The organism is Saccharopolyspora sp. CA-218241 (assembly GCF_050954615.1).
Lineage (GTDB): Bacteria > Actinomycetota > Actinomycetes > Mycobacteriales > Pseudonocardiaceae > Saccharopolyspora > Saccharopolyspora cebuensis.
Map to the genome: position 1 here is coordinate 1152350 of NZ_CP191860.1, position 23445 is coordinate 1175794.

Annotated in this window: 20 protein-coding genes; 14 read left to right on the plus strand and 6 right to left on the minus strand. The window is 73.4% G+C overall.

Features of this window, described 5'->3' with window-relative positions; all coding sequences use genetic code 11:
• Positions 1-21 precede the first annotated feature (21 nt).
• Genes ACQP0T_RS05740 through ACQP0T_RS05750 form a run of 3 tightly spaced genes read right to left on the minus strand, consistent with a single transcriptional unit; the run spans position 22 to position 3565 of the window.
• On the minus strand, positions 22-1518 hold the full coding sequence (locus ACQP0T_RS05740) for a PH domain-containing protein (RefSeq protein ID WP_433871634.1): 1497 nt from the start codon (positions 1516-1518) through the stop codon (positions 22-24).
• Complete coding sequence (locus ACQP0T_RS05745; protein WP_433871635.1) at positions 1515-2072, minus strand: PH domain-containing protein; 558 nt, start codon at positions 2070-2072, stop codon at positions 1515-1517. Before ACQP0T_RS05745 ends, ACQP0T_RS05740 begins: the two co-directional genes overlap by 4 nt.
• Positions 2072-3565: a glycosyltransferase family 39 protein gene (locus ACQP0T_RS05750; RefSeq protein WP_433871636.1), complete on the minus strand. Its 1494-nt coding sequence runs from the start codon at positions 3563-3565 to the stop codon at positions 2072-2074. The genes ACQP0T_RS05745 and ACQP0T_RS05750 overlap by 1 nt, the downstream gene beginning before the upstream one ends.
• A 194-nt stretch (positions 3566-3759) precedes the next feature.
• Here ACQP0T_RS05750 and ACQP0T_RS05755 point away from each other — a divergent pair, with 194 nt between their 5' ends.
• From ACQP0T_RS05755 to ACQP0T_RS05765, 3 genes are all read left to right on the plus strand, one after another.
• Positions 3760-5022 (plus strand): sensor histidine kinase, encoded by a 1263-nt coding sequence (locus tag ACQP0T_RS05755; protein WP_433871637.1) that lies wholly within the window; start codon positions 3760-3762, stop codon positions 5020-5022.
• Positions 5015-5674 (plus strand): response regulator, encoded by a 660-nt coding sequence (locus ACQP0T_RS05760; protein ID WP_433871638.1) that lies wholly within the window; start codon positions 5015-5017, stop codon positions 5672-5674. The genes ACQP0T_RS05755 and ACQP0T_RS05760 overlap by 8 nt, the downstream gene beginning before the upstream one ends.
• A 571-nt stretch (positions 5675-6245) precedes the next feature.
• Positions 6246-7034: a S1 family peptidase gene (locus tag ACQP0T_RS05765; protein ID WP_433871639.1), complete on the plus strand. Its 789-nt coding sequence runs from the start codon at positions 6246-6248 to the stop codon at positions 7032-7034.
• Positions 7035-7477: 443 nt separating this feature from the next.
• Here the strand turns inward: ACQP0T_RS05765 and ACQP0T_RS05770 are convergent, their stop codons facing one another.
• Positions 7478-8050 (minus strand): lysoplasmalogenase, encoded by a 573-nt coding sequence (locus ACQP0T_RS05770; RefSeq protein ID WP_433871640.1) that lies wholly within the window; start codon positions 8048-8050, stop codon positions 7478-7480.
• 301 nt (positions 8051-8351) lie between these two features.
• Between ACQP0T_RS05770 and ACQP0T_RS05775 the strand changes: the two genes are divergently transcribed.
• The 9 genes from ACQP0T_RS05775 to ACQP0T_RS05815 all read left to right on the plus strand — a co-directional run bounded on the left by ACQP0T_RS05775 (position 8352) and on the right by ACQP0T_RS05815 (position 19416).
• Positions 8352-9140, plus strand: coding sequence for an IclR family transcriptional regulator (locus ACQP0T_RS05775; RefSeq protein WP_433871641.1), 789 nt, complete (start codon positions 8352-8354; stop codon positions 9138-9140).
• 74 nt (positions 9141-9214) lie between these two features.
• Positions 9215-10234, plus strand: coding sequence for a zinc-dependent alcohol dehydrogenase (locus tag ACQP0T_RS05780; RefSeq protein WP_433871642.1), 1020 nt, complete (start codon positions 9215-9217; stop codon positions 10232-10234).
• A 58-nt stretch (positions 10235-10292) separates the two neighbouring features.
• Positions 10293-11156, plus strand: coding sequence for a fumarylacetoacetate hydrolase family protein (locus tag ACQP0T_RS05785; protein ID WP_433873603.1), 864 nt, complete (start codon positions 10293-10295; stop codon positions 11154-11156).
• Between the two features lie 825 nt (positions 11157-11981).
• Positions 11982-13037, plus strand: coding sequence for a LysR family transcriptional regulator (locus tag ACQP0T_RS05790; RefSeq protein WP_433871643.1), 1056 nt, complete (start codon positions 11982-11984; stop codon positions 13035-13037).
• A 123-nt stretch (positions 13038-13160) separates the two neighbouring features.
• Positions 13161-16001, plus strand: a complete 2841-nt coding sequence (locus tag ACQP0T_RS05795; protein WP_433871644.1) for a penicillin acylase family protein — start codon at positions 13161-13163, stop codon at positions 15999-16001.
• Positions 16002-16068: 67 nt separating this feature from the next.
• Positions 16069-17313, plus strand: coding sequence for an amidohydrolase (locus ACQP0T_RS05800; RefSeq protein WP_433871645.1), 1245 nt, complete (start codon positions 16069-16071; stop codon positions 17311-17313).
• A 130-nt stretch (positions 17314-17443) separates the two neighbouring features.
• A complete protein-coding gene (locus ACQP0T_RS05805; protein ID WP_433871646.1) occupies positions 17444-18229 on the plus strand; it encodes a TetR/AcrR family transcriptional regulator in 786 nt (261 codons plus the stop codon).
• Between the two features lie 38 nt (positions 18230-18267).
• Entirely contained in the window at positions 18268-18570 is a 303-nt protein-coding gene (locus ACQP0T_RS05810; RefSeq protein ID WP_433871647.1) for a hypothetical protein, read from the plus strand.
• Positions 18571-18603: 33 nt separating this feature from the next.
• Positions 18604-19416, plus strand: coding sequence for a pentapeptide repeat-containing protein (locus ACQP0T_RS05815; RefSeq protein WP_433871648.1), 813 nt, complete (start codon positions 18604-18606; stop codon positions 19414-19416).
• 221 nt (positions 19417-19637) lie between these two features.
• Here the strand turns inward: ACQP0T_RS05815 and ACQP0T_RS05820 are convergent, their stop codons facing one another.
• Both ACQP0T_RS05820 and ACQP0T_RS05825 read right to left on the minus strand, forming a co-directional pair.
• The gene (locus ACQP0T_RS05820) at positions 19638-20312 is read right to left on the minus strand and encodes an ABC transporter ATP-binding protein (RefSeq protein WP_433871649.1); all 675 of its coding nucleotides are present in this window, start codon (positions 20310-20312) and stop codon (positions 19638-19640) included.
• 17 nt (positions 20313-20329) lie between these two features.
• On the minus strand, positions 20330-21400 hold the full coding sequence (locus tag ACQP0T_RS05825) for an ABC transporter permease (protein WP_433871650.1): 1071 nt from the start codon (positions 21398-21400) through the stop codon (positions 20330-20332).
• 173 nt (positions 21401-21573) lie between these two features.
• On the opposite strand from ACQP0T_RS05825, the gene ACQP0T_RS05830 reads away from it, so the two are divergent.
• Positions 21574-22794: a sensor histidine kinase gene (locus ACQP0T_RS05830; RefSeq protein WP_433871651.1), complete on the plus strand. Its 1221-nt coding sequence runs from the start codon at positions 21574-21576 to the stop codon at positions 22792-22794.
• On the plus strand, positions 22794-23423 hold the full coding sequence (locus ACQP0T_RS05835; RefSeq protein ID WP_433871652.1) for a response regulator: 630 nt from the start codon (positions 22794-22796) through the stop codon (positions 23421-23423). The genes ACQP0T_RS05830 and ACQP0T_RS05835 overlap by 1 nt, the downstream gene beginning before the upstream one ends.
• Positions 23424-23445 lie beyond the last annotated feature (22 nt).

Below are 23445 nucleotides of genomic sequence, written 5' to 3' on the forward strand. Positions count from 1 at the left end.
CGCGATCCCCCTCTCGCCACGTCAGCGCCGTTCCAGGAACGGCGCCAGGATCCCCGGAGCTGCTTCGTCGGCGAACTCCAAGCCATCCGCCGAGAGGACGTCGTGGACGTGGTAGACCCCGCGCCCCGCCGCCGTGGTGGCCCCCACGGTGATCAGGTCGGAGCGCCGCTGGAACATCGACTGCTTGATCCGCCACCCGATGATGCCGCTCCGCTGGAGGGCGACGGTGCGCCGCAAGCCCGAACCCGATCGGCTCACCAGGTACCGCTCGCCCAGGGCGCGTCCCAGACCGCGGTAGGCGTCCACCGCGAAGCCCACGCCCATCGCGAGCACCGCGACCGGTGCCACCACCGCGAGCCACACCGGGACCAGCCCCAGCACGCCGAGCACCACGGCGGCGACCACCACCGGGAGCGCCCAGAGGACGGCCCAGTTGAGCCGTCGCCGCAGCGCCGCGCTCGGGTGGCCGCGCAGGGCCAGGGCGGTCGGTCGTTCCTCGTCGCGCAGCACGTTCCCCGCGACCCGCTGCGCCACGTCCCGAGGGGCGGGCGGGAGCAGGGTGTTGTTGTCCGGCTGCTTGTCGCCCTTGGTCTCGCTGAGCCCGGTGGTGACCGCATGCACCCGCGCCCCGCGGACCCACCGCAGCAGCAGCGGTTCGACGAGCTCGACGCCGCGCAGTCGCCGTTCCTCCAGCGAGATCGACCGGGTGGTGAGCAGACCGCGCCGGACCCGCAGCGTGTCCCCGCGATCGCGGGTCAGCCGGAAGCCCCACCACGCCTCCAGGGAGAGCAGCAGCGAGCCGAGCATCCCGGTGAGCAGCACGACGGTCGAGCTCGCGAGGACGATCAACCACAGCGGGATCGACGTCGCCGCGGCGTAGACGACGCCCCAGAACCCGAACGCGGTCAGCAGCTCGGAGAACGAGCCGACCGCCGAGGCGATCGCACCCCACACCACCGCCATCATCGACAGGGTCAGGGCCGAGTAGCCGAACCACGCCGGCCGCATCACCGCCAGCGCGCCGTCGGGTGTTTCCTCGGCCTGTTCCTGCGGTGCGGTCGCGCTGCCGTAGAGCAGTTCCTGCCGGAGCGCTTCGGCCACCGGCCGGGTGACCGCGTCGAGCTTCAGCTCGGTGCTGCCGCTGCCCTGGCCCCCGGCGCCGACCTTCAGCACCGCCAGGCCGAACACCCGGTGCGCCGGACCGGCCGTGATGTCCACGCTGCGGATCCGGTCGCGCGGGACCGAGCGGTGGCTCCGGGTCACGGCGCCCGTGCGCATCTCCAACCGCTCGCCGGTGACCCGGTACCGGGTGAAGTACCAGCTCGACGCGGTGAGGCCACCGATCGCGACCGCCGACGCCAGCCAGATCCCCAGCGTCGTGAGCACGGCCGTCGGCTCGGCTCCGGCGATGAGCATGACCGCCAGGGCCGGAATCATCGGGGCCAGCACGAGCGCCAGCACGGCGAGCACGACCTTGGGATCGAGTCGCTGCCAGTCGTCGTCCGCCGCGGCGTTCATGTCGCATCTCCCGGGGTCGCCTGGGTGGTTTCGGTCAGCCGGGCGACGACGTCCGCGGCGACCTCCCGGTCCAGCCCGTCGATGGTCAGCGGCCCGGCGGCCGAAGCCGTGGTGACCGTGACGCTGGACAGGTTGAAGAGCTGCTGCAGCGGGCCGCGCACGGTGTCGACGGTCTGGATGCGCGACATGGGCGCCACTCGCCATTCCTGGCTGAGCCAACCAGCGGACGTGTAGACGGCGTCCTCCGTGGTCTCCCAGCGGTGCACCCGGTACCGCCACTGCGGCATCACGCCGATGTAGGCCAAGCCGAGGACGCCGACCACCACCAGGGCGAGCAGCAGCCAGAACCGCGCGGGCGGGATGAGCAAGGCGCACACCAGGAGTGCCGCCAGCAGCGGGAGGACGAGCAGGGCGGCTTGCGCGGTCCACCACGCGATGGCGCGTCGCTCCACGCGGTGACGGGGTGGTCGGAGCTGGAGCGGAGGTCGTTCGGCGGGCACTGCGGCCTCTCTTCCGTCGAGCGGGGCGAGGTTCCATTGTGGCAGCACGGACATCACAGGAACCGCAGTTCAGGCCATATCGAGGACCACGGGCCCTCGCGCCCGGTGCACAACCAATAGCTCGTGGTGGCCTCGCGCACCAACCGGACTTCGGCGAAGTGCTCCCGCAGGCGGGACGGGTCCTTCCCCACGTAGAGCACCGAGTCGACATGCTCGGCGGGCGGGCCGAAGTACCCGTAGCCGCGGTGCGGGCTGTGCACCGGTGGCACTCCGGTGCCCCGCGCGCCGACCTCGATCGTCGCGGCGCTGATGTAGTTCTCCACGACGAGACCGAGGTCCGAGCGCTGCTGGGCGGGGAGCTGCCGGTACGTGCTGATCGTTTCGGCGATGATCCGCTGGTCGTTCATGGCTCCGAAAAGGGAGGTGAGGCCGCCGCTGGCGGCGATCGAGGACCCGGCCAGCGCGATCGACAGCGCGTAGGCGGGCCACGCGGTCCAGCTCAGGCGCGGTGTGCGCCCCCGGGCCCGCACGGCCTCCCGGCGGCGTTGCAGCCCGACCGCACCGGCGGCCATCGCGATGCCGTACAGACCGATCAGGTAGTACGGCCGACCGGCGGTGGCGACGAAGAACACGTACAGGAACAGGAAGGTGATCGCGAAGAAGCGGTAGTCCCGCAGCTCGGCGGACCGCAGCAGCCGCCAGAGGCCGTAGCTCAGCAGGAAGAGGCCAGCCAGCCCGGCGTAGAGCAGTTGCGATGCCGCGGTGCCCGCTCGTCCACCGGACAGCAACGATGATTCGCCCGCCACCACCGCTCCCATCGCGAGCTGCGGCCAGCCGTGGAACGCCTGCCAGAGCAGGGTCGGCAGCGCGATGAGCAGGGCGATGCCGGCACCGCCCCACAAGGCCGGGCGCCGGAGCAGCGCGCGCGGGCCGAAGAGGGCCACCCCGGTCAGCAGCACCGCGCACAGCAGCACGACCTGGAACTTGGTCTGCACGGTGATCCCGACGACGACGCCGAGCAGCAGGAGCAGCCGGTCGTCGTCCCGACCCGCCCGGTGCAACCGGATCCACCGCACCAGCACGAGCGTGATCAGCAGCCAGAGCAGCGGCTCGACGGCGTAGGGCGTCAGCCAGTGGCCGATGGTGCTCACCCACAGGCCGGTCGCGGCGGCACCGGAGGCCAGCACCTGGGCCCGCCGGTCGGCTCCGAGCTCCCGCGCGATCAGGGCCGTCACGACCACGGCCGCGGCCGTGGCTAGCACGGCGGGCAGCCGCAGGACCAGCAACGAACCCGGTGCGAGCAGGTCCATCGCCGCGGCCAGCAGCGGCACCAGCGGCGGTTGGTCGGCGAAACCCCAGTCGAGGTGGAACCTGCCCGCCGCGAGCATGTACACCTCGTCGATCCAGTGCTGGCCGGACGCGCTGAACGCGAGGTGCAGCGCGGCGACGAGTCCGGTGATGGACAGGACCGGCCACCGGGCGAACCGGTGATCCGGTGCGCCCGGCCGGCCCTCCGTCGCCACCGGGTCGATGAGCTCGGTTCGCATGGTCTCCCCCAGTCGTCGTGCGGAACGACACCGAGTGAAGCCCGGGCGAGCACCTCCGCGACACGGCCGCCGGTTGCCTCCTGCCCTGCCGAAAGTCGTGCCGTCCCGTCGCCCTCGCAACTTTCGTCTAGAGCTGTGGGCGGAAAGGAGGTGATTCCCGGTTCGGCAGCGCGGTCCTGCCTAGTGTGGTGACCGTGAAGCGTCCGCTGTGGCGGCTGCTCTGGAACTCCAAGCGGGAAGCCGCGTTCGACGTCGCTCTCGTCCTGGGCCTCCAGGTGCTGGGCCGCGTCATGCTTTTCCTGTTCCCGTCCGACGTCCCGGCGGGCACCTACGACTGGGCCGGCGGCACCTGGGCCGACGCCCTCATCATGCACGCGCTCACGCTCGGCTTGCTGGTGCGTCGGCGCTTCCCCGTCGCGCTGATGACCTGCGTCGCCGTGCTGACGCTGGTGCAGTCGGTGCTCATCGAGCTTGGCCCGGGGCCGTTGCTCGTGATCAACCGGTCGACCGACCCGTGGATGCCGGCGACCGCCCCGTGGACCATCTACGCCGCCATCCGCTACGCGCAGCCGCGCCGACGGTGGATCTTCGCCTGGGACCTCGTCGCGATCACCTCGCTGCTCGCGGTGCGCCCGTGGGCCGAACCGCCGGGCGAGACGCTGGTCAACGCCGTCGTGCTCACCGTCCTCCCGTCGGTGCTCGCGCTGTACGCGCGCGCTCGCCACCGCTTGGTCGACGCGCTGCGCGAGCGCGCCGAGCGCGCCGAGCGGGAGCAGGAGCTCCTCGCCCACCAGGCCCGCGCGGACGAGCGAACGCGCCTCGCCGCCGAGATGCACGACGTGGTCACGCACCGGGTGAGCCTCATGGTGCTCCAGGCGGGCGCGCTCGGGGTGGCCGCGCAGGACCCGGAGACCCGGCGCGCCGCCGGGGAGCTGCGCGCCAGCGGGTGCGAAGCCTTGGAGGAACTGCGGGACCTCGTCGGCGTGCTGCGGAGCGGCTCGGCGGAGCCCGCGGCCCCCGCCGAGGACGCCGTGCCGGAAGCGGTGCCCGGCATCGGCCAGCTCGTGAGCCAGTCCGAAGCCGTCGGGGTACCGGTGCGGCTCGTCGAGGACGGCGATCCCGCGCTCGTTTCCGCTGCTGTCGGGCGCACCGCCTACCGGGTGGTGCAGGAGGCGCTCACCAATGTGCACAAGCATGCACCCGGGGCCGCGGTGACGGTGCGGACCATCTACAGCGACGAACGGGTCCGGTTGTTCGTGCGCAACTCGCCACCGCTGCTGGACGCGGTACCGGGGCTCGCGGGCAGCGGCTCCGGAACCGGCTTGCTCGGGCTGCAGCAGCGGGTGGAGCTGGTGGGCGGCGCGTTCCGCGCGGGGGCGACGGACGAGGGCGGCTTCGAGGTGGATGTGATACTCCCCGCGTACGTGCCGACGGGGGAGGCGAGCGCGGATGCCTGACACGATCCGGGTCGTGGTCGTCGACGACGAGCCGATGGTGTGCGCGCACCTGCGCACCATCCTCGGCTCGGTCCCGGACCTCGACGTCGTGGACGACGCGCAGGACGGTGCTGCCGCCGTGGAGTCCGTGGTACGCCACCGCCCCGACGTGGTGCTGATGGACCTGCGGATGCCGGGCGTGGACGGCCTGGCCGCGATCGAACGGATCTGCCGGATGCCGGATCCGCCCGCGGTCGTCGCGCTGACCACCTTCGACGCCGACCAGAACGTGCTGCGTGCGCTGCGCGCCGGGGCGGCCGGTTTCCTGGTCAAGTCGACGCCGCCGGAAGACCTGATCGGGCTGGTCCGGGTGGCCGCCGACGGGCACACGGTGCTGTCCAGCGATGCCAAGAAGCGGCTCGTCGCGGCGTCCGCGCGCGAGCAGGACACCCGCAGGCAGGCGGTCGAGCTGGTCCGCAACCTGACCGAGCGCGAAGTGGACGTGCTCGCCTGCCTCGGCCAGGGGTTGTCCAACGCACTGATCGGCGAGCGGCTGCACCTGTCGGAGGCGACGGTCAAGAGCTACGTCTCCCGGTTGCTCGTGAAGCTGCCCTGCGACAACCGGGTGCAGGCGGGACTGCTCGCCTACGACGCGGGACTGACCCCGCGCTGACCCGAGCGCGCCGGTCATGCGCCTCGGCGACGAACCGGCACCTCCGGTGGTCCGGCCGACCGGGATGCGGCGCGGTCGGCGCTCACCTCGGGGGAATCGGCTGCCGCGCGGCACCTGCGCGGGAATCGCAGGTCGGGCGCGGTGGTGCGGGATGCCGAGCCGTCTTGCCGGGAGTGCGTTCGGGCGTTTCGCCGCCGCGCCCCCTAGGCCAACTAGTTGAACAAGTGACTACCGCATACCCCCCGAACGGGCCTGGAATATTCCGTCCGATCTTCGGTACACCAGGGAGCGCACGTCCGTTCATGTGGCAGTCGGGGCCGCGGACGTGCGCCGCCGGTTCGGGGATCGGTGGCAACGCTGGTCGGAGGGGTCCGGCCGCGACTGGAGGTATCCCCGGTGCGAATCGGGGTGCGCCGGGGATATCTCCGCCGATGTCCGTTTTCCCTGCCGCACTGGGAAAACCGGCAGATTCGAGTGCTTTGGGGCGGCTGCTGCGCGCCGCTATCGTGCCTGGAGTCCTGCGTGATCAGCCGTCCGGTCCCGTGGCCGGCACGACAGACAGGAGAGCACGATGGCCCCAGCCCCTCGCCGTTGGACCAGGCTGGCCGGTGTCGCCGCCGCCTTGTTCACCGCCGCCGCCACCGCAGGCGTCGCGCAGGCCGAGCCCGCGCCGGACGTCACCCCGTTCATCGTCGGCGGCCAGGACGCCGACATCCAGGACCACCCGTTCACCGTCGCGCTGGTGACCCCGTCGGGCCAGCAGTTCTGCGGTGGTTCGCTGGTCGCCCCGGACAAGGTGCTCACTGCGGCGCACTGCACCGCGGACTCCCGGCCCGCCGAGATCAACGTGGTCAGCGGCCGGACCGTGATGTCCTCGAGCGAGGGCACCGTCTCCGAGGTCACCGACGTCTGGGTGCACCCCGAGTACCGGACCGCCTCCGAGGGCTTCGACGTCTCCGTCCTGACCTTGTCGGCTCCCGTCCAGGAGGCTCCCATCGAGCTGGCCACGGCCGACGACCCCGGTTACGCGCCGGGCACCGAGGCCACCATCCTCGGCTGGGGCAACACCTCCGAGGGCGGTGCGAGCGCCGACCACCTGCAGCGGGCGACCGTGCCGGTGAACTCCGACGCCGACTGCGGCAGCGCCTACCCCGAGTACGACCCGGGCGCGATGGTCTGCGCGGGCTTCCCGGAGGGCGGCGTGGACACCTGCCAGGGCGATTCCGGCGGCCCGATCGTCGCGGGCGGCAGGGTGATCGGCGTCACCTCGTTCGGCAACGGGTGCGCGCGACCGGGCAGCCCCGGTGTCTACGCGCGGGTCGGTGCCTACCACGACGAGATCGTCGCCCAGCTGGGCTGACGCGGCGGCGGGGCGGGTCGGTGCGCACCGGCCCGCCCCGCGGGCGTTGACGTCACCTTCTCCTGCGGGAGACGGTGCGGACGAGGTCGTCGCCACCGGGCAGGGGTGCCAGGCGCGGTCGGCGGACGGCGACCGCCCCGCCGGCGGTGGACGGCTTCGGCGGCCGGGCTCCCCGTGCGGTCGTGCTCCGCGACTGGCCCGCCGTCGCGACCGGACCTCCGCCACGGCCGATGCCCCGCCGGGTCCGGCTCGACTGCGACCGCTCGCGACCGGACTTCGTCCACGGCCGATGCCCACCGGGATCGGCTGCGGTCGCCGTCGCGACCGGGTCTCCGCGCCAGCCGACGCCTCGCGGGACCGGCTCGGCAGCTGGTCGATCCCCACGGTGCACCGCCGTGACCTGCCCCGCCGTCGTCCGGAACCGCTCCGACCGTTCGCTCGGGTCAGTTCCGCGCGCTGAGCCCATCGTGGATCAGCCACTGCGCGAGCGCGTAGGTGGTCATCACCGCCGCATCGGTGAGCTCCGGACGTCGGCCGATCACCCCGAAGCGGCCGAGCCCGAGCAGCGCGTCCGAGGTGATGAACAGGGCGGCGCCCGCGGCGATGCGGCGCGCGCCGGGGCCGCGCACGGTGGTCGCGGCGGCGCCCATCGCGCCGATCGCGACGGCGTAGGCCCGCACCGGTCGGCCGAGCGGTCCCGCCAGCCGCCCGAACACCACCGCGCTGGTCGCGGTGAACACCGCCGCGGGAACCAGGTGCGCCGCTCGGGGCCGCCCGCCTCGCGCGAAGGCCGTCGCATAGCCGAGGTGGGCGAGGAGGAACGCGCCGAGCCCGGCGCGGAACGGCCGGTCGCCCTCGGCGAGCAGCGCGACGTCGCCCGCCCAGGACCCGGCCAGCCCGATCGCCGCCCCCGCCCCGCGCGGCGGCCGTTGGGCGGCGAGCACCGGCATCAGGGCGGGTTTGGTGATCCGGCGCGCCGTCCGGGCGCCGCAGGCGGACAGGACGACGTCGGTCACCGAGGTCACCAGGTAAGCCGCTCGCACATCTCCTCCTCGGGTTGGCCGGTGTCCGGGACGCCTGCTCGGCGGCTGTCGCTCCCGCCTCGCCGGGTCCCGACATCATGGACCACGGTCCGCCGCGTCCGGCAGCAGCCCGCGCGAGGCCGGTGCCGGGCGGGCGTTCCGCTGCACCGACGGGATCCACTGTGGACTGACCGAGTGGCTGCGCGATGGTCGACTGCCCGCTGTACTGTGCGGTAGGAGAGCATCTACGCAGGTCGGAGCGTCGCTGGCGGCGGCGGAGGGAAGGGAATGCGGTGTGAAGGCGGAATCGACCGTCCCGGAGCAGGCGGGCAGCGGGCCCGGCGTGGTGAAGTCCGCGGACCGCGCGCTGGTCATCCTGGAGCTGCTGTCCCGGGGGCGGCACCGCCTCAGTGACATCGCCGAGATCCTGCACCTGCCGCTGTCGAGCGTGCACGGGCTGCTGGGCACGCTGGTGCACCGGGGCTTCGCCGAGTTCGACCAGACCACGCGCACCTACGGCCTGGGGCTCAAGGCGTGGACGGTCGGTCAGGGCTACACCGGGCACCGCGGGATCGTCGGTCTCGCGCTGCCGCTGATGGAGGGGCTCGCCGCCGAGACCGAGGAGACCGTGCAGCTCTCCCGGCTCGACGGCACCGAGAACGTCTACATCGCGATCGCCGAGTCGCCGCAGCCGATGAAGCTCGTCTCGGCGGTCGGGATGCGGCTGCCCGCGCACGCGGTCGGCCTGGGCAAGGCGCTGCTGTCCGGGCTGTCCCCGGAGGAGTGGGAGCGCCGCTACCGGGGCGTGCGGTTGGAGCGCTTCACCGATAGCACGGTGACCGATCTCGACGCGTTGCGCGCCGAGGTCGAGGGGGTGCGCGAACTCGGCTACGCGGTGGACGACGAGGAGTACATCGTGGGTTGCCGCTGCGTGGCGATGCCGATCCGGGACCACACCGGCGAGGTGGTGGCGGCCCTGTCGGTGTCGGCGCCCACGCCGCGCTGCGGCCCGGATTGGACCGAACGGACCCGCCGCCCGCTGGCCGAGGTCGTCGCGGCGGTGGAGGAACAGCTCCGCCGCTGACCTTGACGTCGCCCTCGGCTGCTGCTGAGATTCATCCGGCCGAAGTGACTTCACGTCCTTGAACCGGAGGGTCGATGCGCGCACTGGTGTTCCACGGGCCCGGCTCGATCGCGGTGCACGACCGGCCCGATCCCGAGCCCGGTCCGGGCGAGGTGCTGCTGCGCATCACCGCCACCGGCATCTGCGGCTCCGACGTGCACGGCTACACCGGCGAGAACGGCCGCAGACATCCCGATCAGGTGATGGGCCACGAGACCGTCGCCGTGGTGGCCGGTGGTGCTCTCGCGGGCACCGGCCTCGCGGTCGGCGACGTGGTCACGGTGAACCCGGTGCTGGGCTGCCTGGCGTGCCCGGCCTGCGACGCGGGCGAGGAGCAGACCTGCCCCGACCGGCGGGTGATCGGCGTCGATCCGGCCATCAGCTCCGCCTTCGCCGATCTGATGGTGGTCCGGGCGCGCAACGTGGTCCCGCTGGCCGCCGGGATCGCCGAGGAGCGCGGTGCGCTGGTCGAACCGCTCGCCGTCGGCTACCACGCCGCCCGCCGGGGCGGGTGCGGGCCGCGGGACGCGGTGCTGGTGCTGGGCGGCGGACCGATCGGGCAGGCGTGCGTGCTGGCGGCCCACCGGCTCGGCGCGGAACGCGTGGTGGTCAGCGAGCCGCACCCGAAGCGCGCGGCACTGGTGGCCTCGCTGGGCGCGGAGGTGCTCGACCCGGCCGAGGTGGTGGCGGGGTCCGCCGCCGCGCTGGGTGCCGCGCCGACGCTGGTGCTCGACGCGGTGGGCTCCTCGGCCACGGTGCGCGACGCCTGCGCGGCCTCGGCGCGGGGCGCCCGGATCGTGCTGGTCGGGATGAACGAGCAGGAGCTCACCGTGCCCGCCTACGCGATCAGCACGGCGGAACGGCAGCTCATCGGCGCCTTCTGCTACAGCCGCGAGGAGTTCGCGAGCACCGCGCGGTGGGTCGCCGAGGCCGACGACCGCGTGGACCGCTTGATCGACGGGCGGGTGCCGTGGGACGGCGCCGCCGCCGCGTTCGCCGACCTGGCCTCGGGAGCCTCCGACGCCAGCAAGATCCTCATCCGCCCGGCGCGGTGATCCTCGTCGTCGAGGAACTGCCTGATGAGGGCCCGTTTTTCGCACCTGGAGGAGCATGATGAAGTTTCTGAGGCTGGGCCCGGCCGGGGCCGAGCGTCCGCACGTCCTGGACGAGCAGGGGCGGCTGTTCGACCTGACGCCGGTCGCGGTCGACATCGACGCCGCGTTCCTGGGCGGCGACGGCGTCGAGCGGACCCGGGCGGCGCTGGCCGACGGCGGGCTGCCGCAGGTGGAGGACCCGGCCGACGGCAGCGGTCTGCGGGTCGGCGCGCCGATCGCGCGGCCGGGCGCGGTGCTGTGCATCGGGCAGAACTACGCCGCGCACGCCGCCGAGTCGGGTTCGGCCCCGCCGGAGGTGCCGATCCTGTTCTTCAAGCACCCCAACACGGTCGTCGGCCCGTTCGACGAGGTGCTGGTGCCGCGCGGCGCCACCCGGACGGACTGGGAGGTCGAGCTCGGCGTGGTGATCGGCGCGCGGGCGAGCTACCTCGACGACGCCGAGCAGGCGTTGGCCCACATCGCCGGTTTCGTGGTGTCCAACGACGTCTCCGAGCGGGCGTTCCAGAACGAGCACTCCGGCGGCCAGTGGTCCAAGGGCAAGTGCTGCGCGACGTTCAACCCGGTGGGGCCCTGGTTCGTGCCGACCGGTGCGATCGCCGATCCGCAGGACCTGCGGTTGCGGTCGTGGGTCAACGGCGAGATCCGGCAGGACTCCAGCACCTCGGACATGATCTTCGGCGTGGCCGAGATCGTCCGGCACCTCTCGCAGTACGTGGTGCTCGAACCCGGCGATCTGGTCAACACCGGCACCCCGGAGGGCGTGGCGCTGTCCGGGCGCTTCCCGTACCTCGCGGCGGGCGACGTGGTGGAGATGGAGATCGAGGGGCTCGGCCGCCAGCGGCAGCCGATGGGCCAGGCGTGAGCAGCGCGGTGCGCCCGGTCGTGACCGGGCGCACCGCGTGATCCAGCGCCGACCCCCAGCCGGCGCTGCGCCTTCATGGGACGGCGCGCGAACGCCGTCCGGTTCCCGGTAGCCAGCACAGCAGTGCGGCCACCAGGCCGGTGCCCACCGCGACTGCGGCGGCCGCGGTGGGCACTGCCGGGGCGGACCTGGGCTGGCGCTCGCCAGGTGCGCGCACCCGGCGAGCGCCAGCCCGGCGGTGAGCAGCAGCCGTCGCCCCCGCGTCCGGCCGCGCGCGGCCAGCGCGGCGAGCACCGCGACCGCGGCGCTGGCCACCAGGCCGAGCACCGCGGTGGTGAGCAGCGCCCGCCACGCGTGGTCCACGATCGGCTCCCAGTGCCCGACCCCGCGCGCAGCAGCTCCGCGACGTCGGTGCCCGGCACGACGTCCTGGGCGTCCAGCGCTCGCGGCTCCCGCTCGGCCAGCACCGCGGTGTGCTCCTCGGCGAGGTCGCGTCCGCCGGCCAGCACCGCGGCCGAACCGATCAGCCCGGCCGGCGCGGACGACGCCGCCAACGCCGGTGGCGCGGTCGCGATGCGCATGGTGCGGTGCGGTCCTCCGGGTCGGGGGTCGGTCGGCTGGGCGCCGGAGCGCCGGGCGGATGCGACGGTCCGCGGCGACGACGTCGATCCTTCCACCGGGCCGCACCGCGTTCCAGCGTTCGGAGCAACATTTCCCGAGATCATTCGTGCTGGCCCCGAGATCAGCGCGCCGCTGAGGTCCCGCCCCCGCCGCCCGAGCCGGTCCTTAGACTGATCGGTCCGGTACGCATGCGAAAGGTCGGCGATGCCCTCAGCCGCATCCGGCGGTCCCGCCCCGGACCTGCTGGACATTCCCGGTCCGCTGCTCGACACCACGATGGACCAGTTGCGGACCCTCGTGCTGGTGCGCGAGCTCGGCACCGCGTTGGCGGCGGCGCGGAGGTTGGGCCGGGAGCAGTCCAGCGTGCAGAAGCAGCTCGACACGCTCAACCGCAACTTCGCGCGGCTGTGCGGGGAACCGCTGGTGGTGAAGCAGGGGCGGGGCAAGGACGTCCTGTTCACCCCGTCCGGGCAGTCCTTCGTGGACCTCGCCGGGCGGACGCTGGACGAGTGGCTGGACGGGGTGCGCGACGCGCGGCGGGTGCGCGGCGAGACGATCACCGTGGGGACCACCCGGTTCACCTTGGAATTCATGGCCAACGCCGGTGAGCACGTCGCCGAGGAGTTCGCCCGGCGCGGGGTGGAGATGCGGGTGCTGCACCTGCGCACCCGGGAACTGCTGGACGCGTTGCGCACCAAGCAGGCCGACCTGGTCTGCGGCAGCGTGCTGGTGACCGCCGACGGCGCGGAGCTCGACGGGTTCGATGTGCTGGAGTGGCGGCGCAGCGGGCTGGTGCTGGTGACGAACCTGCCGCCGGAAGTGCTGGGGGAGCGGCGGATCGACGTCGGGCGGCTGCCGTCGCTGCCGCTGGTGGTGCCGAACAGCGGGCTGATCTCCGGTTTCCTCGGTGCCTGGTTCGGCCGGGACTACCGGGACGAGCTCGACATCGTCTCCGAGGTCGACGACGTGCGCTACGGCTTCGACCTGTTGCGCCGCGGGTTGATGCAGGGCTGCATGGTCGTCACCCGGGGTGTGGGCGAGGCCGCCGACGACGGGCGGCTTCCGGAGGGCCAGGGTCTGCGCACCGTGGAGCTCGTCGACGACGTGGACCCCGCGAGGCAGGTGCTGGTCGGGGCGTTCGCGCGGCGCGGGGAGCGCGACGGGTGCGCCGCGGAGCACCCGCTGAACCTGCTGTGGTCGGCGTTGGAGCGGGAGAACGAGCGCTGGAAGGGCTTGCTCGGCCCGGCCGAGCCCTGGTGAGGGCGCTGCGGGTCACGAGGCCGCCACCGCTGCTGGGCCGTTCGGGTCAATCGAACATGAACGCATTTCGGTTTCGTGTCCGGCTGGCTACGGTGCGCTTGCCAGACGACGAGAGGACGGGCAATGCGTCGAGCTCAGCGCCCCGCGGCGCTCGTGGCGGTGGTGGCCGTGGCCGGATCGCTGCTGCTGGCACCCCCCGCCGCGGCGGGACCCGAACTGCCCGAGCCCGCGCCGGACTACTGCGGCGATCAGTGCCACCACATCCTGCCGCCGGGGCAGAACGGCAACGCCACCTTCGCCGACCTCGTCAGCCACCTGCTGCTGGGCACCCGGCCGCCGCACTCCGACGACCAGATCCAGAAGTACGACGACCTTATCGGCGGGTACTCCCACCTCACCACCGACACCATCCGGGAGTTCTTCAACGACAACTCCTTCGGCGTCGAACCCGACGAGGTGGAGCGGATCTACCAGCCGCGCGAGGACGTCACCATCGTGCGCGACAAGACCGCCGGGATCCCGCACGTCTACGGGACCACCCGGGACGGCACCACCTTCGGCGCCGGGTTCGCCACCGCCGAGGACAAGCTGTTCCTGATGGACGTGCTGCGCCGGGCCGGACGCGGCGAGGTCACCTCGTTCGCCGGCGGCGCGCCGATGAACCGGGAGCTGGAGCAGCAGTTCTTCGCCGTCGCGCCCTACACGGAGCAGGAGTTGCAGCGGCAGCTCGACTCGGTGGCCGCGCAGGGCGAACGCGGCGCGCAGGCGCTGGCCGACGCCCGGTCCTACCTGGACGGCATCAACGCCTACGTCGAGCGCGCCCACCGGGGCCGGTACTTCCCGGGCGAGTACGTCGCCACCGGGCACGTCGACCCGATCACCAACGCCGGTCGGATCGAGCCCTTCCGGCTCACCGACCTCGTCGTGCTGGCCGCCCTGGTCGGCGCGCAGTTCGGCGGTGGCGGCGGGGGCGAGGTGCGCAACGCCATCGCCCGGATGGAGCTGCACGAGCGGTTCGGCCCCGAGCGCGGCGAGCAGGTCTGGCGCACCTTCCGCGGCGAGAACGACCCGGAGGCCATCACGACGCTCCACGATGGACGGTCTTTCCCGTACGGCACGACGCCGGAGGACCCGCGCGGGGTGGCGCTGCCCGACCCCGGGTCGGTCACCGAGCAACCGCTGGTCCACGACGCCTACGGTTCGGCGCTCGAACCCGCCGACCCCGATTCGCAGCCGGACGCCGATTCGCCTCGGCCCGCCACCGACGACCCGGTGGAGAGCCTGCGCGGCCTGTTCGACGACGGCGTGGTGCCCGGCGGGATGGGCGAGCGGCGGGGCATGTCCAACGCGCTGGTGGTCTCCGGCGAGCACACCGCCAGCGGCAACCCGGTGGCCGTGTTCGGCCCGCAGACCGGGTACTTCGCGCCGCAGCTGCTCACCCTCCAGGAGCTCCAGGGGCCGGGGATCTCCTCGCGCGGCGCGTCCTTCGCCGGCCTGAGCTTCTACACGCTGCTGGGGCGCGGCCAGGACTACGCCTGGAGCGCCACCACCGCGTCCCAGGACATCATCGACACCTACGCGGTGGAGCTGTGCGAGCCGGACGGCAGCGCGCCCACGAAGGAGTCCGGCTTCTACCGGTTCCACGGCGAATGCCTGCCGTTCCGGACCGTCGAGCGGGAGAACCACTGGACGCCGAACCTCGGTGACGACACCGAGGCCGGCGGCTACCGGCTGGTGTCCTTCCGCACCCGCTACGGACCGGTGACCCACCGCGCCACGATCGACGGCAAGCCCGTCGCCTTCACCACCGCGCGCACGACGTTCCTGCACGAGGTCGACTCGATCGTCGGGTTCCAGATGTTCAACGACCCGGCGGCGATCGCCTCGGCGCAGGACTTCCAGCGGGCCGCGCAGGAGATCAATTACACCTTCAACTGGTTCTACGTCGACGCCGACGACACCGCCTACTTCAACTCCGGGGCCAACGTGGTGCGGCAGCCGGTGGTCGATCCGAGCATGCCGATCGTCTCCGACCCCGCCTACGAGTGGCAGGGCTGGAACCCGGCGGACAACACCTTCGCCGAGGTGCCGATGAGCGCGCACCCGAACTCGGTGAACCAGGACTACTACACGAGCTGGAACAACAAGCAGGCGCCGGGCACCGCGGCCGACACGATGGAGAAGAACGCCGTGCAGCGCGGCGATCTTCTCGACAGCCGGGTCCAGGCCCTGGTCGAGCGGGGCGCGGTGACCCGCGCCGACCTCACCCGCGCGATGGCCGAGGCGGGCGTCACCGACCTGCGCGTCGAGCGGGTGCTGCCGGACCTGCTGCGGGTGATCGACAGCGCGCCGGTCGAGGACCCGGACACCGCCGCGCTGGTCGGCTCGCTGCGGGACTGGGCCGCCGAGGGCGGCAAGCGGGTCGAGACCGAGCCGGGCAGCCGGGAGTACGCGCACGCCGAGGCGATCGAGCTGCTCGACGCCTGGTGGCCGCTGCTGGTGCGCGGCCAGTTCGAACCGGCCTTGGGCACCGAGGCCTACCAGGCGCTCACCGACGTGATGGGGATCAACGAGTCGCCGTCCGGCTGGCAGAACGGCGAGCCGGGGCTGCAGGTCGGCCAGCCGCACCAGGGCTCGGCGTTCCAGTACGGCTGGTTCGGCCAGGTGTCGAAGGACCTCCGCGGCGTCCTCGGCGAGCAGGTGCCGGGCGGGTTCGGCGAGCCGCTGTGCGGCGGCGGTGATCTCGGCGCCTGCCGGGATGTCCTGCTGGACACCCTGGTCGAGGCCGCGGCGGTCCCGTCGGAGCGGACCTACCCCGGAGACGCCGACTGCGAGCCGGGCGACCAGTGGTGCGCCGACGCGCTGATCCACAACAAGATCGGCGGCATCGCGCAGGACAAGATCAGCTGGCAGAACCGGCCGACGTACCAGCAGGTCGTGGAGTTCCCGACCCGCCGCCCCTGATCGGCGGGCATGGTGCTCGGGCCCCTCCGCCGCCTACGGTGGAGCTCCGCACGACGAGGAGGTTGGAATGGGCGACATGTGGGGCCGGATCGACGACATCCACGAGGACCTCGTGGCGCTGTACCAGGACCTGCACGCCCATCCGGAGCTCTCCTTCGCCGAGCACCGCACCGCCGCCGAGGTCGCCCGCCGGCTCGACGCGCTCGGGCTGGAGGTGACCAGCGGCGTCGGCGGCACCGGGGTGGTCGGCGTGCTGCGCAACGGTGCGGGACCGACGGTCCTGCTGCGCGCGGACTTCGACGCGCTGCCGGTGGCCGAGCGGACCGGCCTGCCCTACGCGAGCACCGCGCGGGGGACCAGCCCGGACGGCGACGACGTCCCGGTGATGCACGCGTGCGGTCACGACATGCACGTGACCTGCCTGCTCGGCGCGCTGGACCTGCTCACCGGATCGCGCGAGCGGTGGTCCGGCACGGTGGTCGCGGTGTTCCAGCCCGCCGAGGAGATCGGTGCCGGGGCGCGGGCGATGCTCGACGACGGGCTGCTCGAACGGTTCCCGAAACCCGACGTGTGCCTGGGCCAGCACGTGTTCCCGTTCCCGGCGGGTGCGGTGGCGTGGGTCAGCGGGCCCAGCATGTCCGCCGCCGACGGCATCAAGATCACCCTGTACGGCCGGGGCGGGCACGGTTCGCAGCCGCAGAGCTCGGTCGACCCGGTGGTGATGGCCGCCGCGACGGTGCTGCGGTTGCAGACGGTGGTCTCCCGCGAGGTCGCGCCGCTGGACACGGCGGTGGTCACGGTCGGTTCGGTCAAAGCGGGCACCAAGGACAACATCATCCCGGACCAGGCCGAGATCCGGGTCAACATCCGCAGCTTCACCGAGCCGGTGCGGACCCAGGTGATCGAGGCGGTGCACCGGATCGTGCGTGCCGAGGCGGTGGCCTCCGGCGCCGACCGGGAGCCGGACTTCGAGCCGCTCGTCGACTTCCCGGTGCTGGTCAACGACCCGGCGGCCACGGACCGCACGGTGGCGGCGCTGCGCGCCCGGCTCGGCGACGAGCAGGTCCGGGAGACCCCGCCGCTGATGGGCAGCGAGGACGTCGGGCTGTTCGGCACCGCGGCGGACGTGCCGACGGTCTACTGGATGTTCGGCGGCGCCGACCCCGAGGTCTACGCGAAGGCCAAGGCGGCGGGCACCCTCAACCGCGACGTCCAGTCCAACCACTCGCCGTTCTTCGCCCCGGTCATCGAACCCACCCTCACCACCGGCATCACCGCCATGACCACCGCAGCCCTGGAGTGGCTCGGGTAGCGGTGACCCGCGCGGCCGGGGCGAAGGGCGGGCACGTCCATCCTTCGCCGATCGGACCGGGGAGCTCGCGCGTCCGGTCGCGGCGGGGTGCGCTGATACGGTTGGTGGAGCCGAATCGAGGAGCTCGTCGATGGTCGTCTTCGCGGGCCAGGGGGATGCGCGCCGGTCGATGTCGTTGCTGTGGCGGAGTCCCGGCAGCGCTGCGGAGCGGTCCGGGCCCGGACCGAAACCCGCGCTGACCGTGGACCGCATCGTCGACGCGGCCATCGGGCTCGCCGACGCCGAGGGGCTCGCAGCGGTGTCCATGCGGGCGGTGGGGCGGCAGCTCGGGCGCAGCGGGATGGCGCTCTACACCTACGTGCCGAACAAGGGCGAGCTCGTCGAGCTGATGTACGACAAGGCGCACGCCGAGCTGGCCGGCGAGTACGAGCCGGGCGGCGGGTGGCGGCGCGCGGTCACCGCGTGGGCCGAGGACCTCTGCGGCTGCTACCAGCGGCACCCGTGGCTGCTCCAGGTGTCGCAGGCGCGGCCGGTGCTCGGCCCGCACGAGTTCGCGGTCCTGGAGGCGCTGCTGCGGGCGCTGCACGGCACCGGGCTGTCCGCCCGCGAGCTGCGCAGCGCGACCAGCGCCCTGTTCCACCTGGTCCGGGGTGCGGCGCGGACGATCGCCGACGCCCACCGCGCGGGCGAGGAGACCGGGGTCGCCGAGGACGCGTGGTGGTACGACCGGTCGGCCTGGCTCGACGAGGTCGCGCCGGACTTCGCCGAGCGGTTCCCGCACCTGGTCCGGATGGAGTCCGAGGACGTGTTCACCGACGACTCCCGCCCCTACGTCGTGCAGAGCGCGCAGCGGGCCTTCGCCGACGCGTTGGCGATGTTCCTCGACGGCGTCGAGGCGGCCGTCGACCGCCGCTGACTGGCGATCACCCGAACGCAGTAGCCATACTAGACCACGTGTTCGACAAGGTCCCCGCGCTACCGCCGGAGCAACCCGGTGACGACCGCTACCGCACCCCGCGGCTGCCGGTCCGGGTCGACCTGGCCAAGGCGTTCGCCTACCCGGTCCCGGAGCAGCGCGGCACCTTCCCGGAGGGCTGGGCGATGGACGCCGTGGTCGACGGCGAGCTGATCTGCTGGCGCCGCGACGTGCACCGGCGCTGGTGGGGCGAGGTGCGGTTCCGCGTCCGGCGGGGCCGGGGCAGCGGTGGCGTCTGGCACACCTGGTGGCTGCCCGCCCCCGCGATCCGGCCCGGCTGATCCCCGTCCGCCCGGGGCCGGAGAATGGGACCGATGACCGACGACCGGGGTGCCCTGCGCGCCGACTGCGCGCGCTGCACCGGCCTGTGCTGCGTGGCGCTGCCCTTCACCGCCTCGGCGGACTTCGCGGTGGACAAGGCGGCGGGCGAACCGTGCCGGAACCTGCTGGCCGACTTCGGGTGCGGCATCCACGCGGAGCTGCGCGACCGGGGCTACCCGGGCTGCACCGTGTTCGACTGCTTCGGCGCCGGTCAGCAGACCTCCGCGCACACCTTCGCGGGCCGGGACTGGCGGCGGGAACCCGGGATCGCGCGGGAGATGTTCGACGTCTTCGGCGTGCTGCGCCAGCTCCACGAACTGCGCTGGTACGTCGCCGAGGCGCTCGCCCGCGAGGTCGCCGCCCCGGTGCACGAGGACCTGCGGGCGGACCGGGCGGAACTGGCCCGGCTGGCCGACGCCGGGCCCGACGAGCTGCGCTCGGTGGACGTGCCCGCCGTGCGGGCGCGGATCGACCAGCGGCTGACGCGGGTCAGCGAACTGGTGCGGTCCTCGGTGCCGGGACGGCGGCGCGACCACCGGGGCGCGGACCTCATCGGGGCCCGGTTGCGCGGTGCCGACCTGCGCGGGGCCCGGCTGCGCGGCGCCTACCTGATCGCCGCCGACCTGCGGGGCGCCGACCTGGGCGCGGCCGACCTGATCGGCGCGGACCTGCGCGACGCCGACCTGCGGGGCGCCGACCTCGCCGAGAGCCTGTTCCTGACCCAGCCGCAGGTCGCCGCGGCCAAGGGCGACGCGGCGACCCGCATCCCGGCGGCGCTGGACCGGCCCGCGCACTGGACCGCCTGAGGACCTGTTTCAGAATGGTCTGCGTGGCGGTGCGGGTGGCGGAACCTCAGCGGTCTTCTCGCTCCGGGAGCCGTTCCTGATGTACCAGGCCACGTACACGGCGTCACGGCTGTCCTCGCGAGAAGACCGCTGAGAACCCGCCGCGGTGCACGCTGCGTGCCTCACCGCATGCGGCTCCGCCGCATTCTGAAAAGGACTCCTGAACCCCGGCGCCGCGCGGCTCAGACCGGTTGGCGGATGCGCCCGTCGACGACCTCGTGGACGGCGTCGACGCCGTCGAGGTGCGAGCGGTCGTGGGTGACGAGCAGGGTCGCGGTCGCCCTGCGGTGGGTGATCGCGGTGAGCAGGTCGATGACGGCGGCGCCCCGCTCGTGGTCGAGGGCGCTGGTCGGCTCGTCGACCAGCAGCACGGCGGGTTCGTTCATCAACGCGCGCGCGATGTTGACCCGCTGCTGCTGCCCGCCGGAGAGCCGACCGGGCCGGTTGGCGGTCTTGTCCGCGAGCCCGACCGCGTCGAGCAGCTCGCGCGCCCGGGCCCGGGCCTGGCGCGGCGGCGTCCCGTCGAGGTGCGCCATGACCTGGAGTTGTTCCACGGCGCTGAGCGAGGCCAGCAGGTTGGGCTGCTGGAAGACGATGCCGATCTTGCCGCGGCGCAGTTCGGTCAACGCCGCCCGGTCCTCGCCGGTGGTGTCGGTGCCGTCGACGACGACCCGCCCGCTGTCCGGGGTGATCAGCGTCGCCGCGACGGCCAGCAGGCTGGACTTGCCGGAGCCGGACGGGCCGATCACGGCGGTGACGCTGCCGGCCGGCACGTCCAGGCCGACGCGGTCGAGGGCGGTGAGGCGGGACTCGCCGTCGGGGTAGGTGAGGGTGACGTCGGACAGGTGCAGGCTCATGGTTTCGCTCCGGTATCTCAGTGCTGGGACAGGGCGGTCAGCGGGTCGACCGAGGTGATGCGGCGCACGGCGAGCGCGGCGCCGAGCGCGCCGAGCAGGATCATCACCGCCGCGGGCAGCAGCACCGTCGTGGCGCTGAGCACGAACGGCACGGTGCCCGAGACCAGCGCGCCGAGCGCGGCGGCGAGGCCGGTCCCGATCGCGGTGCCGCCGACCAGCAGCACGACGGCCTGCCCGAGCGCATCCCGCAGCAGGTACTTCGTGGTCGCCCCGAGGGCCTTGAGCACCGCGATGTCGCGGCTGCGCTGGATCGTCCACACGGTGAAGAACGCGCCGATCACCAGCGCCGAGATCGCGAACAGGAATCCGCGCATGAGCTGCAAGGACCCGTTCTCGGAGGTGTAGGAGCCGATCGCCGACAACGAGTCCTCCGTGGTGACGGTGCTGGTGCCCAGCCGGGCGTCGGCGTCCGCGAGCCCGGACGTCGCGTCCGCGGTCAGCGCGACCACCGTGGCGTGCGTGCCGGACTCGGGCGAGAGCCGTTGCCAGTCCGACAGGCTGGTCCACACGACGGGCGCGTGGCTGAACGAGGCGTCCCCGGCGACGGCGCCGACCGTCACGCGGTGCCCGGACAGGGTGAGCGCGTCACCGGGCCGCGCGGAGAGCTCCTCGGCGGCCTCGGTGGAGAGCACGACCGTGCCCGGGGCGACCGCGCCGGGCGCGAGGCCGGAGTCCGGGGTGACGCCGAACGCCGAGACCGCCGCGCTGCTGGCCCCGGGGCCGGTGCTGGCCTTGGTGGCGGCGATGCCGAGCGGGTCCGCGCTGCGCACCCCGGGGACCTCCGCGAACCGCTCCCACTGCGGCGGGTGCACGACGGACTGGGTGAACGAGGGGTCCTCGCCGTCGCCCGGGGCGGCGAAGGCGAGGTGGTCCGCCTTCAGCCCGGTGATGGCCGAGGTGCTCTGCTCGCCGAGGCCCGCCGTCAACCCGGAGAGCAGCCCGACCAGCGACGTCATCAGGACGACGACCGTCCCCATCAGCGCGAACCGCCCCTTGGCGAATCGCAGATCCCTCCACGCGACGAACATCGTGGGCGTTCCTTCCTGCTCGTGGTCGGTACGGGTCCACTGTGCTCGCGCCCGGCCGCGGGAACATCGGGCCGCGGAACGGTTCCGCGGCATCGAACTGCGCACCCGCGGATCGAACCTTCGGTTGATGCCGGTGCCGCGGCCCGCGTGGACAATCGCGGCGGGAGGTGGACGTGAACCCGCACACGCTGGACCGGCCGCTGCGCGTGCTGCGCGTGTGCCTGCACCTGCTGCTGGCCGGGCTGCTCGCGCTGGTGGTGGTGCGCGCCTTCCTCGACGGGCTGCCGCGCGCACCGTTCGTGGCCGTCGCGGCCGTGCTGATGGGTGCGGTCTACGCCGCGGGGCCGCTGCTGCCCCGGGTGGGGCGCTCGCCGCGCGCCGCCGCCGGGTGGCTCGCGGTGCTCGGCGCGGTGTGGTCGGTGCTGCTGTGCCTCACCCCGGAGGGCGTGTGGCTGGCGTTCCCGCTGTTCTTCCTGCACCTGCACCTGCTGCCGACGCGGTGGGGGCTGCCGGTCGTCGCGGTCACCACCGCGCTGGCGATCGCGGGATTCATCGGGCACCAGGGGAGTTTCACGATCGGCATGGTGATCGGGCCGACGCTCGGCGCCGCCGTCGCAGTCGCCACCGTGCTGGGGTACCAGGCGCTGCACCGGGAGAGCCAGCGGCGGCAGGAGCTGATCGAGGAGCTGCGCGCGACCCGCAACGACCTCGCGGCCGCCGAGCGTTCCGCCGGTGTGCTCGCCGAACGCGAACGGCTCGCCCGCGAGATCCACGACACGCTCGCGCAGGGCCTGTCCAGCATCCAGCTGCTGCTGCGGGCGGCCGAGCGCGCGCTGCCCGACCGGCCCGGCACGGCGGCGCCGCACGTCGCGCGGGCGCGGGAAGCGGCGCAGGACAACCTGACCGAGGCGCGGCGGCTGGTGCACGCGTTGGCGCCGGTGGAGCTGGAGGGCAGCTCGCTGCCCGCCGCGCTGCGGCGGCTGTGCGCGACGACGCAGCAGCGTTCCGGCCTCCCGGTGCACTTCCACCTCAGCGGCGAGCCGTTCGACGTGCCGACCCCGTACGAGGTGGCGCTGCTGCGGATCGCGCAGTCGGCGCTGGCCAACGCGGTGCGGCACGCCGCGGCGAGCCGGGCGGAGGTGACGTTGAGCTACATGGACACCCGCCTCGCCCTGGACGCCGTGGACGACGGGATCGGCTTCGACCCGGCGGTGGTGGCCTCGCGCGCCGGGGGCGAGGAGGGCGGGTTCGGGCTCGCCGCGATGCGCGCCCGGGCCCGCTCACTCGGCGGCACCTGGACCGTGGAATCCGCGCCCGGGCAGGGCACGGCGCTGGCCGTGAGCTTCCCGCGCGACGTCGCGCACGGCACCGCGCCGGCGGGGGAGGGGCGGTGATGAGCGGGCGGATCCGGTTGGTGCTCGCCGACGACCATCCCGTGGTGCGCACCGGGCTGCGCGCCCTGCTCGACACCGAACCGGACTTCGAGGTGGTCGCGGAGGCCGCGTCCGCCGAGGACGCGGTGCGGCTCGCCGCCGGGACCGAGGTCGACGTGGTGCTGATGGACCTGCAGTTCGGGACGGGCATGCACGGGGCCGAGGCCACGGCGGCGATCGTCGAGCGCCCGGAGGCGCCGAGGGTGCTCGTGCTCACCACCTACGACACCGACGCCGACATCCTCGCGGCCATCGAGGCGGGCGCGACCGGGTACCTGCTCAAGGACGCGCCGCCGGAGGAGCTGGCGAACGCGGTGCGCACGGCCGCGGCGGGGCGGTCGGCGCTGGCGCCCGCGATCGCGCACCGGCTGATGGACCGGATGCGCGCGCCCGCCGCGGCGCTGTCCAGCCGGGAGATCGAAGTCCTCGGGCTGGTCGCCGAGGGGCTGTCCAACCAGGAGATCAGCAAGCGGCTGTTCCTCAGCCAGTCGACGGTCAAGTCCCACCTGGTGCACATCTACGACAAGCTCGGCGTCGAGTCCCGCACCTCCGCGGTCGCCAAGGCGAAGTCCCGCGGCCTGATCCGCTGAAGCCTCACCCGTTCGAGACGTG

Excerpts from the sequence above, each read along its gene's own strand:
- ACQP0T_RS05740 (WP_433871634.1), bottom strand. The coding sequence starts at position 1,518 with ATGAACGCCGCGGCGGACGACGACTGGCAGCGACTCGATCCCAAGGTC.
- ACQP0T_RS05745 (WP_433871635.1), bottom strand. The coding sequence starts at position 2,072 with ATGTCCGTGCTGCCACAATGGAACCTCGCCCCGCTCGACGGAAGAGAG.
- ACQP0T_RS05750 (WP_433871636.1), bottom strand. The coding sequence starts at position 3,565 with ATGCGAACCGAGCTCATCGACCCGGTGGCGACGGAGGGCCGGCCGGGC.
- ACQP0T_RS05760 (WP_433871638.1), top strand. The coding sequence starts at position 5,015 with ATGCCTGACACGATCCGGGTCGTGGTCGTCGACGACGAGCCGATGGTG.
- ACQP0T_RS05765 (WP_433871639.1), top strand. The coding sequence starts at position 6,246 with ATGGCCCCAGCCCCTCGCCGTTGGACCAGGCTGGCCGGTGTCGCCGCC.
- ACQP0T_RS05780 (WP_433871642.1), top strand. The coding sequence starts at position 9,215 with ATGCGCGCACTGGTGTTCCACGGGCCCGGCTCGATCGCGGTGCACGAC.
- ACQP0T_RS05785 (WP_433873603.1), top strand. The coding sequence starts at position 10,293 with ATGAAGTTTCTGAGGCTGGGCCCGGCCGGGGCCGAGCGTCCGCACGTC.
- ACQP0T_RS05790 (WP_433871643.1), top strand. The coding sequence starts at position 11,982 with ATGCCCTCAGCCGCATCCGGCGGTCCCGCCCCGGACCTGCTGGACATT.
- ACQP0T_RS05795 (WP_433871644.1), top strand. The coding sequence starts at position 13,161 with ATGCGTCGAGCTCAGCGCCCCGCGGCGCTCGTGGCGGTGGTGGCCGTG.
- ACQP0T_RS05800 (WP_433871645.1), top strand. The coding sequence starts at position 16,069 with ATGGGCGACATGTGGGGCCGGATCGACGACATCCACGAGGACCTCGTG.
- ACQP0T_RS05805 (WP_433871646.1), top strand. The coding sequence starts at position 17,444 with ATGGTCGTCTTCGCGGGCCAGGGGGATGCGCGCCGGTCGATGTCGTTG.
- ACQP0T_RS05815 (WP_433871648.1), top strand. The coding sequence starts at position 18,604 with ATGACCGACGACCGGGGTGCCCTGCGCGCCGACTGCGCGCGCTGCACC.
- ACQP0T_RS05820 (WP_433871649.1), bottom strand. The coding sequence starts at position 20,312 with ATGAGCCTGCACCTGTCCGACGTCACCCTCACCTACCCCGACGGCGAG.
- ACQP0T_RS05825 (WP_433871650.1), bottom strand. The coding sequence starts at position 21,400 with ATGTTCGTCGCGTGGAGGGATCTGCGATTCGCCAAGGGGCGGTTCGCG.
- ACQP0T_RS05835 (WP_433871652.1), top strand. The coding sequence starts at position 22,794 with ATGAGCGGGCGGATCCGGTTGGTGCTCGCCGACGACCATCCCGTGGTG.